The following is a 9,434-nucleotide window of genomic DNA, read 5'->3' on the forward strand; positions in this document are numbered from 1 at the left end:
CTGTGCGCGCCGGGGCTGGGGCCTGTCCGGCGGGTCATGCCAAAGACGCGAGGACCTGCACGCTCATCTGCGGCGTTGTCATCGGTTGCCGACTCCCCCGAGCGCTCGGCTCCTCCCCCACTCTCGGCTTCGCTCGAGCGGGGGCACCCCCATGAGCAGGGGGACCCCCATCGCGTCGACGCCCTCCTCCGCCATGCGGCTGCACGCACCAGTCCTCGCTCACCCCAGCCGGCCGGATACCGTCCCTTGCCTCCGACTCGACCCGCCGGACAGGCCCTAGCGCCCGAGGAAGGGCCCCTGCCCTCCCGGGAGGTCGGGGATCTCCGGATGGTGCCGGAACCGGCTCGGAGCCGCCGTACGGCCAACCGTCGCCGCCAGTTTGCGCAGCCGCCGCCAGTTCAGGCGCGGGGGCGCCTGGGCCACGCCGGGCCGCTTGCGCGGGACGCGGACGCGCAGTGCGCCGGGCGCGATACGGCAGAGGACGGGCGCGGGCAACAGCAGGGCCTCCCCGTCGACCCCGGCCTCGATCTCCGCGCGGTCGCCCTCGATGAGGACCTCGGGTGCGGTCAGATTGGTGAGCCGGCCCCGCGAGGGGTCCAGCAGCAGCGCGGCGGCGTCGACCGCGCTCTCGACCTTGACGCCGAGGACCCCGAGCACACCCGTGTCCAGCCGCTCCCGTCGGCCGAGGCCGAAGGGATCGTCGGTGCGGTAGGGGTTGTTGCTGACCAGTACGGCCTGCGGATTGTCGAGCGACGTGTCCCCGACATGGGCGACCAGCCGGGCTCCCTGCTGCCCGGTGAGCAGGTCGGGCAGCATCTCCAGGCTGGTGCCGATCTTGTCGTTCCGGTACGCCGGACTCTGCACGATCGACGCGTACGCGCCGAAGGACGCGTTGTTCACGAAGGGCTGGTCACCGGCGAAACCCAGGTCGACGCGCAATTCCACCCCGTCGCTGAGGGCATTCAGGCAGGCCGCCGGATCGCCGCGGTCCAGGCCCAGGTCCAGGGCGAAGTGGTTGCGGGTCCCGGCGCTGATGACCAGGAAGGAGATGTCGTGCTCGGCGGCCACGGCCGCGACCAGCGCCTGCGTGCCGTCACCGCCCGCGGCGCCCAGCAGATCCGCGCCGCCCGCGACGGCCTCCCGGGCCATCGCCGTCACGTCGTTCTCCTTCTCCGGATCGAGCAGGACGACCCGGGCACCCAGCCGTTCCGCCTTCTCCCGCAGGCGGTAGCGGCCCACTTTGCCGCCGCCCGACCGCGGATTCATGATGAGCACCGCCCGCCGGGGCAGCGGCATCCGCCGTTCCCGCTGCCGTTCCGGCTGCTCGCTCCCCGTCCCGCGCAGCGCGAACCGCCCGCTCCACACGGCCAGCGCCCACAGTGCCAGCGACACCGGGAGAGCCCAGAAAAGGAGGACCGCGGACAGGGCGATGACGGCCGCGGGCACACACACGGCCACCAGCGCGGCCACCCAGCGCAACGGCCCCCGCAGCGTGAGCGTCCACCACAGCGCGGCGGCGCTGAGGGCGAGCCCCACCGCGCCGCAGAGCAACAGCACCAGGCCCTGCAAGCCCCCGTAGAGGAGCGGGAACACCACCGCGAGCGCGGCGGCGAGCAGGGCCCCCCGCGCGGCCCACCGCTGGGCCCGGTAGGCTCGCCTGCTCAAGTCCACGGCCATGACTCCTCCAGTCGCCGGCGTCATCGTAGGCCGTACAGGGCCGTGGGGACGTCGGCTTCCGGGGCCCGGTCACGGCGTATGTCCGACATCCGCGGGCCTGCCCCGTTCCCGTACCCGCCTTGATCCCTCCCGGCCCTCACCGCGACCGCGGCGACGTCCTGGTGACCAAGGACAGGGGGGATCGGCGACCTCCGCCCCCGTCCCGGGAGCCCGCGCACTCGGCCTGCCGGCCGCGGCCGTAGCGGCTCGGGTCCCCCCGATGCCGGGGCTCACCTGCTCCCCCGGGGCTCACCTGTTCCCGGGGTTCCGGCGCAGCAGGTAGGTGTCCATGATCCAGCCCTTGCGCTCGCAGGCCTCGGCGCGCAGCGCTGCGATCCGGGGCGCGGCTTCGGCGAGCGGCCCGGACACGAGGATCTCGTCCGGAGTGCCTATGTAGGCACCCCAGTAGATGTCGATGTCCTGGTCGGCGTACTGCCGGAAGGTCTGGTGGGCGTCCAGCATCACGACCACGTCGTCCACTCCTTGCGGGAAGCCCTCCGCGAGCCGCCTGCCGGTGGTGATCCGGATGGGGCGGCCGACCCTGTTGAGCCCCGTGCGGTGCCGGGCGGCGAGAGCGGAGACACTGCTGATCCCCGGAACGACGTCGTACGCGAAGGCGACCTCGCCCCGCGCCAGAACCTCCTCGAGAATCGCGAGCGTACTGTCGTACAGCGACGGGTCGCCCCACACCAGGAACGCGCCGACCTGGTCCTCGCCCAGTTCCCCGGCGATCAGCCGGCCGTAGACGTCCGCGCGGGCGCTGCGCCAGTCGCCGACGGCGGCGGAGTATGCGGCGCCCTCGGCCCGCCGGTCCCGCTCCGGATCGCGCGCCTCGACGACGCGGTACGACCCCTCCGGCAGGTGCGCGTCGAGCATGTCCCGGCGGAGGCCGGTCAGGTCCGCCTTCACCTCACCCTTGTCGAGGAGGAAGAACACGTCCGTGCCGCGCAGTGCCTTGACCGCCTGCAGGGTCAGTTGGTCGGGGTCGCCCGCACCGATGCCGATGACATGAATCCTTCGCACGCCCCGAGTCTGCCGCACGCCACTGACACCGGGCCCACCGCACCCGCCCACCGCCCGGCCCGTTGCCGGGAGCCACTGCTCAGGAACCCCGGGATCCTCCCGCCTACGAGCCCTGCCCCCGGGCTCCCGCCCGCAGCCGCGGCGCCCGCGCCCCGGCGTCCAGGGGAACGCCGTCCCCCCGCTCGACCTCCGCCGCCAGCTCCCGGGCCCACGCGACGACACCGCCGAGGTCGATCCCGTACGGACGCGGCTCCCCGGCGCCCGCCGCCCACTCCTCGGCCGAGCCCGCCCCGCGCCGCAGCAGCCGGGCCCCGCCGGTCACGTTCCCGCGCGCCGTGTGCGTGAGCCCGACGGCGAGCTGGGCGAGCCCCCGCCACAGCTCCCGCTCCTTCTCGGGCCCCGACTTCCAGGCGTCCTCGAACACCTCGTGCGCGTGGAACGGCTTCCCCTCGTCCAGCAGGCGTTGGGCCTCGGCGACGCTCTCCGACGGCGGCCGGACCACCCCCTCCGGCTGCCGGGGCACCCCCCGCGCCCCGTGGGGCAGCGGCCGCCCCAGCCCGTCCCGGGGCCGCGCGCTGCGCGCCCGCCCCTCACCGTCCCGGTCGCGCCCGTCGCCCGTCCGCCCGGAGGCCGCCCTGTCGTCCTGGTCCCAGGTGATGCCGTCCTTGCCGTCCATACCCCGATTGTCCCGTGCCCGGACCGCTTTCGGCCCGGCCGCGGCCGTGGGGTAAAGTACTGACCGCGCGATCACGTGGTTCACCGCACGTGGGCGCATCGGGACGTGGCGCAGCTTGGTAGCGCACTTGACTGGGGGTCAAGGGGTCGCAGGTTCAAATCCTGTCGTCCCGACTCGTGAGAGTCACAGGTCAGGGCCGGTTTCGGAGAAATCTGAAACCGGTCCCTGATCATTTTTGGGGACCAGTTGGGGACCAGCGTCCTTGACCGGGTCAGCGGGTCATGACGATCGGGCTCGGCAGCGAGCGTGGTGCGCGCAGCGCGCTGAAGTGAGCCGTGAGCGCCGCCCCGGCCGCCGTGATCTTGTGGACATTGCGGGTGCCGATAAATCATCCGCCCAGGTCACGGCCTTGACCGGCCATCTCTGAGGTGGCTGCCGGCCGCCCCGCTGTCTTCACCTGGGCAGGGGAAAACGGCATCATGACCGGTCGTGCTGCTGCGCCTGGCCTACCTCGCCGCTACCAACATCTTCACCCTGCTGCGTCTCCTGCCGATGAGCGACCGCGAGAAGGACGTGGAGATTCTCGCCCTGCGGCACCAACTGCTCATCCTGCAACGCCAGGTTGCCAAGACCGCGTTCACCGATACCGACCGTGTGGTCCTCGCCGGCCTGCTCCACCACCTCCCGAGAGAGAAACTGCACCACCTCCTGCTGCTGGTACGCCCGGACATGATCCTGCGCTGGCACCGCAACCTGCTCAAGCAACGCCATGCCGCCACCTGCGCGCCCAAGCGCCGCGGGCGCCCACCCACCGTCCGTTCGATTCGCGCTCTGGTGCTGCGCCTGGCCCGCGAGAACAGCTCCTGGGGCTACCGACGGATCCACGGCGAGCTCGCGGCGCTGGGCATCAAGGTCGCCGCCTCGACCGTCTGGGAGATCCTTCGCGAGCACGGCATCCCGCCCGCGCCCGAACGGCAGAGCACCACCTGGGCCGCCTTCCTGCGCAGCCAGGCCGACGCGCTGCTCGCCTGCGATCTTTTCGAGACCCGGACGCTGACCGGGGCGCGGATGTACGTCTTCGCCGTCATCGAGCACTCCACGAGGCGCATCCGGGTCCTGGACGCCACCGCTCACCCGACCGCGGAGTGGATCGTGCAGCTCGGTCGCAGCCTCGTCATGGACCTGGAGGACGCGGGCAGCAGGGCCAGGTTCCTGATCCGGGACCGAGACGCGAAGTTCACCGCCGCCTTCGACGCCCTGCTGGCCGACGCCGGCCTGAAGGTGATCACCACCGGCATCCGGATACCCCGGATGAACTCCCTCATGGAGCGCTGGATCCAGACCTGCCGGCGCGAGCTCCTCGACCGCACCTTGATCTGGAACCAGAGCCACCTCCTGTACGCGCTCCGCGAGTTCGAAACCTTCTACAACGAGCACCGGCCGCACCGAACGCTGAAGCAAGCCGCACCCCTTCGCGCACTACCCGAACCGATCAACGTGCCAGCGCACATCAGACATATGAAAGTCCCCCGACGGGATCGACTCGGCGGAACCCTTCACGAATACTGGAATGCTGCATGACCGGGCCGGATGATTTGTCGGCACCCGCAGGGTCGCCGGGTGTCACCCCGGCCCGGGTCCGGGGGCCTGGACACCGGGCCGGGGAGTCGGTCAGTCGCCCGCTTCCTGCTGCCGGGCGGCCGAGGCGAAGAGGCGGCGGCCCGGTCTGCGCTCGCCGAAGATCTTGGTCAGGGTGTGCGACCGGAACAGCACGATCTGCGTGATCACCTGGAGGACGATCCAGGACACCGCGTACAGGACGCCGTCCAGCGCGGGCACGGTGTCGATGGGGAGGGTGTACGCCATGATCAGCCGCAGCAGCGCGTCGCACAGCAGGCCGACCGCCCACAGTGTGGTCAGGCCGCGCCACACGCGGCGGAAGGAGGCGTCCGACTCCCACAGCTGCTCCAGCTTGGCCGCCCGCCCGGGCAGCAGGGTGTGCAGCGCCTGGTAGGTGAAGGGGCGCGCGGTGAACAGGGTGATGAGCAGCCAGACACCGGCGAGGGCGGTGAACAGACCGTTGCGGGCCAGGGCGATGCGCGGATCGGAGGTCAGCAGCGAGGCCAGCGCGCTCACCACCAGCAGCGCGACGGTGAAGACGCCGATGGAGTCCAGTTTGCGGTGGCGTATCGCGGAGTGCAGCGTGTGCAGTGCGGGCGCGGAACCGCTGAGCAGCAGCGCGGTGATCTCGCTCGTGCCGGCCGCGCGGAGCACGTAGTAGAGCCCGACGGGCAGCACGATGTCGCAGACGACGGTGATCACGAACCCCCAGCGCGAGGAGGGCTGTTCGGATGCCGTGGGGGGAGTCGTCGTGGCGGGCGCCGGGGAGGACGCCGTGGGTTCGGAGCTGGGTGTGGGGGAGGTCATGCGGGGGGCTCCCGGAGTGGTGGACTGACGGCTTGCCGTCCGGTGCCGGTGCTACGCGGCCTGAGTACAGCGATCGAACAGGGCGGCCAGTTCGCGGGCGCACCGGTCGAGATCCATCGACACCTCGCACAGATGGTGGCTCAGGACCCCCTCGATGGCTCCGCGCACGGCCAGAGCCATGGTGAAACAGTCGAATCCGGCGAACTCCCCGGCGCGGTGGCCCTGTTCGAGCAGGGTGACGAGCCGGTCCACCGACATGATGCTGCGTTCGATGTTCTCCAGCCCGGTGATCTGCTGGTCCCGGACCATTCTGGCGATCTCGGTGAGGGCCTGTGTGTGCACCGGATAACGGGCGACGAAGTCGAAACTCGACGCTATGTACGCCCTGAGTTTGCCGCGACAGGTGTGCTCCTCACTCATGCGCGCGGCCGCGATTCTTTCGGCCTTCTCGACAATGGTCCTCGCGACTTCCGCGAACATTTCGGGTTTGCCGGAGAAATGGTACGAGATCATCCCCGTGCTGCTGAGCTGGGCCTGGCGCGAGATTCTCGTGAATGACGCCTTCGCGTATCCGAATTCGGCGAGTGTCTCGATAGCCGCCTCAACTATCTGTGCCCGCCGTGCATTCTGCGTGAAGGTCCGGTTGTTCGGATTGGCTGTCCTGGCCATCATGGCCTCAGATTAGCCGGATCATGATCGGGTTTTTCCTAAAGTCCGAGAGTCCTTGGCCACGTGGAGGTACGTCCCTGTTCACCTCGCGGCTCCTTGTCTGTCAGCGCACCTCGACCCGCCGTGCCGTCGTGCGAATGGTGTCCACGAGCTCCATCATGGCGACGGACTCGGAGTGCGGCTCGGCGGAACCGCCGCCCGTGCGGACGGCTTCGGCGAACTCCTCCAGCAGCAGCATCAGTTGGTCCGCGGCGGGAAGCGTCAGCCGCTCCTCGCGGTCCTGTTCCTCCAGGACCAGCAACGGCTGGTGGGCGGGCGGCGGGGTGAACGCCCGGGTCACGGTCAGCCGCGCCCGGTCGCCCCACAGCGTGTACGTCGACGCGTAGGCGTGCTCGAAACCGAAGGCCAGCTCGGCCAGTATCCCCGACGGCGACACCAGCAGCACCTGCCCCGACAGTTCGAGTCCGTCCGAGGCCCGGGTGCGCAGGGTCGCTCCGGCCGGCTCGAGTCCCGGCCCGAGCAGCAGCGCCGCGGCCCGCAGCGGATACACGCCGACGTCGAGCAGCGCGCCGCCACCGAGACGGGCGTCGTAGCGGATGTCGTCGTGCGGGAGCGGCGGAATGCAGAACGCGGCCCGGAACGACGCCGGCCGTCCCAGCCGACCGTCCGCCACCATCTCGCGTGCCCTGACGTGCTGCGGGTGGTGCAGGAACATGAAGTTCTCGCGCAGCGCGAGGCGCCGCTCCGCCGCCAGGGCGCACAGGGAGCGCGCTTCCGCGGCCGTCGTGCCGATCGGCTTCTCCACCAGCACGTGCTTGCCCGCGCGCAGCGCCCGTTCGGCCCACGTGTGGTGCAGGGCCGTCGGGGTCGACACGTACACCGCGTCGATGTCGGTCCGCTCCAGCAGTGCCTCGGCGTCGTCCTCGGCCGCGCACCGGAAGTGCTCCGCGAACTGGGCCGCCTTCTTCGCCGTACGCCCCGCGACGGCCACCAGGTCCCACTGGGGCATCCGTGTCACGGTGGGCAGCACCCGCCGCCAGGCGATCGACGACGTGCCGAACGCCCCCAGCCGCAGAGGTCGTTCCGACGGTGTCACAGCGACCTCCAGGCGGCGATCAGGGTGCGGGCCTGCACGTTCAGATGATGGCTGTAGCGCAGCAGTTCGTCGACCTGACGCGGTGACACCCACTGGAACTCGTCGGAGACCAGGGGGATGTTGTCGTCGACCTCGATGACCACGTAGTGGCTCTGGGCGTTGAGGAACCGACCGCCCTCCTCCGACAGCAGCACGTCGTACACGGCTGACTCGCGCCGTTCGCGCACCTCGTCCAGGTACGGCGGCCGTGCGGCGTGCGGCAGGTCCTCGTAGTTCTCCTCGGTGCACTGCACCGTCGGGCCGAGCTCGACGACGGACAGGAACCCGGCCTCCGCGCGTGCCCGCAGCAGCACGTGAGGCACACCGTCCACCCGGCGCACGAACAGCGCCGCGATGCCCGTGCCGTGCGGTTCGAGCAGCGGCTGCGACCACGCCGCCACCTCGCGCCGGCCGGACACCACATCGACGGCCGCGACGCTGAAGTGGCGCCCGCTCACATGGGACACGCTGTACGGGTCGCGGTGCCAGTCCTTGGTCTCCGCGAGCCCGATCGGCACCGCCCGCACCTCGTGCTCGGCGCGGCGGCGGGTGATCCAGCTGCGGATCTCGGTGTCCGAGTGCAGCGACGTGGTCGGCCCGGTGACGTCCGGCCGCCAGTCCGGCAGGCAGGACAGCACGGTACGGGCGTCCATGTTCACGAGGTTGTCCTGCCCCAACAGCATGTTGACCTGCCGCAGCGTCAGCCAGGCGAAGTCCTCTCCGGCCTCCACCTCCGGGCCGACCCGCACGATCATGTTCCGGTTCCTCTTGCCCAGGAACCAGGATCCCTGCTCCGACTGGAGCACGTCGGCCACCACCGAGCCCGGTGCGGGACGGCGGAAACAGTCCAGGTACTTCACGGCCGAACCGCCGTGTACCCGCATGTAGTTGCTCTTCGTCGCCTGCACGGTCGGCGACACCTGCATCCCGTTGACGTTCCCCGGCTCCGACTTCGCCTGCATGAGCAGGTGCGTGACCCCGTCGAAGTCGCGCACGGCGATGCCCAGGATCCCGATCTCGGGCTGGTCGATGACGGGCTGCTCCCACACGGACACCGGGCCGAAGTCCGAGCGGACCCGCAGCCCGTGCACCGCGAAGAAGCCGCCGCTCGCGTGACGCAGGTCGCCGGTGCTCTCCTCGAACCGCCAGCCGTCCAGCTCCGCGAACGGCACCCGCTCTACCCGCTGCGGCTGCGTACGGCGCCGGTCCGCCAGCCACGCGGCGAGCTCCACGTCGCTCAGCACACCGCCGTCGACGGCCGCCGCCGACCCGGCGAGCGCCGTCCGTGTGTCGGCCTTCCCGCCTCGCGACGACGCGAGCGCGGTTGTCGGAGTCATGGATTTGCCCTTCTCTCGCTTTCGAGAACGCGGCGTCCGCGGAATGCGACGTCCGCGCGATGCACCGGGCCGGGGCGCCACAGGACACACCGCACGGAAGGTCGCGCAGCGATTGCCGCCCTCCCAGCGTGCCCCCTCGAATTCGAGCATTCGCCTAGATCATCGCCCCTTGCGGGCCGCCGACGCCGCTGGCTACGATCCGCCGCCGCTCCCGGTCGGCCATGGCCGCCCTCGGTCGGTCATGGTCACCCCCTGCCGCTCCCTGCCGCTCCCGGTCGGCCACGGTCGGCCACGAGGAATCCCCCTCGCCCGGGGCGCCGTCACCGAAGCTGCTTCCCGACGTGCCTAGAGATTCCCCTAGAGCGTTTCCCGCGACCACCGGACGACTCCTGCCCGCGTGCGAATGTGTGCATCGCTCCCATCCCTCTCGCCCTCGGTATCTGGAGTGCCA

The 9,434-nt window shown here is 70.9% G+C and carries 8 protein-coding genes and 1 tRNA gene; 2 read left to right on the plus strand and 7 right to left on the minus strand.

Going from position 1 to position 9,434, the window contains the following annotated elements:
• Positions 1-276: 276 nt before the first annotated feature.
• From OHB56_RS37100 to OHB56_RS37110, 3 genes are all read right to left on the minus strand, one after another.
• Positions 277-1,677 (minus strand): diacylglycerol/lipid kinase family protein, encoded by a 1,401-nt coding sequence (locus tag OHB56_RS37100; protein WP_406358238.1) that lies wholly within the window; start codon positions 1,675-1,677, stop codon positions 277-279.
• 288 nt (positions 1,678-1,965) lie between these two features.
• Complete coding sequence (gene cobF, locus OHB56_RS37105) at positions 1,966-2,739, minus strand: precorrin-6A synthase (deacetylating) (protein ID WP_406358240.1); 774 nt, start codon at positions 2,737-2,739, stop codon at positions 1,966-1,968.
• A gap of 103 nt (positions 2,740-2,842) precedes the next feature.
• Entirely contained in the window at positions 2,843-3,415 is a 573-nt protein-coding gene (locus tag OHB56_RS37110; RefSeq protein WP_406358242.1) for a DUF309 domain-containing protein, read from the minus strand.
• 99 nt (positions 3,416-3,514) lie between these two features.
• Here OHB56_RS37110 and OHB56_RS37115 point away from each other — a divergent pair.
• Positions 3,515-3,588 (plus strand) — tRNA-Pro (locus tag OHB56_RS37115).
• A 316-nt stretch (positions 3,589-3,904) separates the two neighbouring features.
• Positions 3,905-4,996: an integrase core domain-containing protein gene (locus OHB56_RS37120; RefSeq protein WP_406358244.1), complete on the plus strand. Its 1,092-nt coding sequence runs from the start codon at positions 3,905-3,907 to the stop codon at positions 4,994-4,996.
• 90 nt (positions 4,997-5,086) lie between these two features.
• On the opposite strand, the gene OHB56_RS37125 is transcribed toward OHB56_RS37120, so the two are convergent.
• The 4 genes from OHB56_RS37125 to OHB56_RS37140 form a co-directional block, all read right to left on the minus strand.
• Positions 5,087-5,842, minus strand: coding sequence for a VC0807 family protein (locus OHB56_RS37125; protein WP_326756093.1), 756 nt, complete (start codon positions 5,840-5,842; stop codon positions 5,087-5,089).
• A gap of 51 nt (positions 5,843-5,893) precedes the next feature.
• Complete coding sequence (locus OHB56_RS37130) at positions 5,894-6,514, minus strand: TetR family transcriptional regulator (RefSeq protein ID WP_326756094.1); 621 nt, start codon at positions 6,512-6,514, stop codon at positions 5,894-5,896.
• A 100-nt stretch (positions 6,515-6,614) separates the two neighbouring features.
• Positions 6,615-7,607, minus strand: coding sequence for a Gfo/Idh/MocA family oxidoreductase (locus tag OHB56_RS37135; protein WP_326756095.1), 993 nt, complete (start codon positions 7,605-7,607; stop codon positions 6,615-6,617).
• Complete coding sequence (locus tag OHB56_RS37140) at positions 7,604-8,983, minus strand: NDP-hexose 2,3-dehydratase family protein (RefSeq protein WP_406358247.1); 1,380 nt, start codon at positions 8,981-8,983, stop codon at positions 7,604-7,606. Before OHB56_RS37140 ends, OHB56_RS37135 begins: the two co-directional genes overlap by 4 nt.
• Positions 8,984-9,434 lie beyond the last annotated feature (451 nt).

Source organism: Streptomyces sp. NBC_01635 (assembly GCF_045209715.1).
Taxonomy (GTDB): Bacteria; Actinomycetota; Actinomycetes; order Streptomycetales; family Streptomycetaceae; genus Streptomyces; species Streptomyces hirsutus.

Bases quoted from the DNA above. Each gene is read 5' to 3' on its own strand.
- OHB56_RS37100 (WP_406358238.1), bottom strand. From the start codon at position 1,677: ATGGCCGTGGACTTGAGCAGGCGAGCCTACCGGGCCCAGCGGTGGGCC.
- OHB56_RS37110 (WP_406358242.1), bottom strand. From the start codon at position 3,415: ATGGACGGCAAGGACGGCATCACCTGGGACCAGGACGACAGGGCGGCC.
- OHB56_RS37125 (WP_326756093.1), bottom strand. From the start codon at position 5,842: ATGACCTCCCCCACACCCAGCTCCGAACCCACGGCGTCCTCCCCGGCG.
- OHB56_RS37130 (WP_326756094.1), bottom strand. From the start codon at position 6,514: ATGATGGCCAGGACAGCCAATCCGAACAACCGGACCTTCACGCAGAAT.
- OHB56_RS37140 (WP_406358247.1), bottom strand. From the start codon at position 8,983: ATGACTCCGACAACCGCGCTCGCGTCGTCGCGAGGCGGGAAGGCCGAC.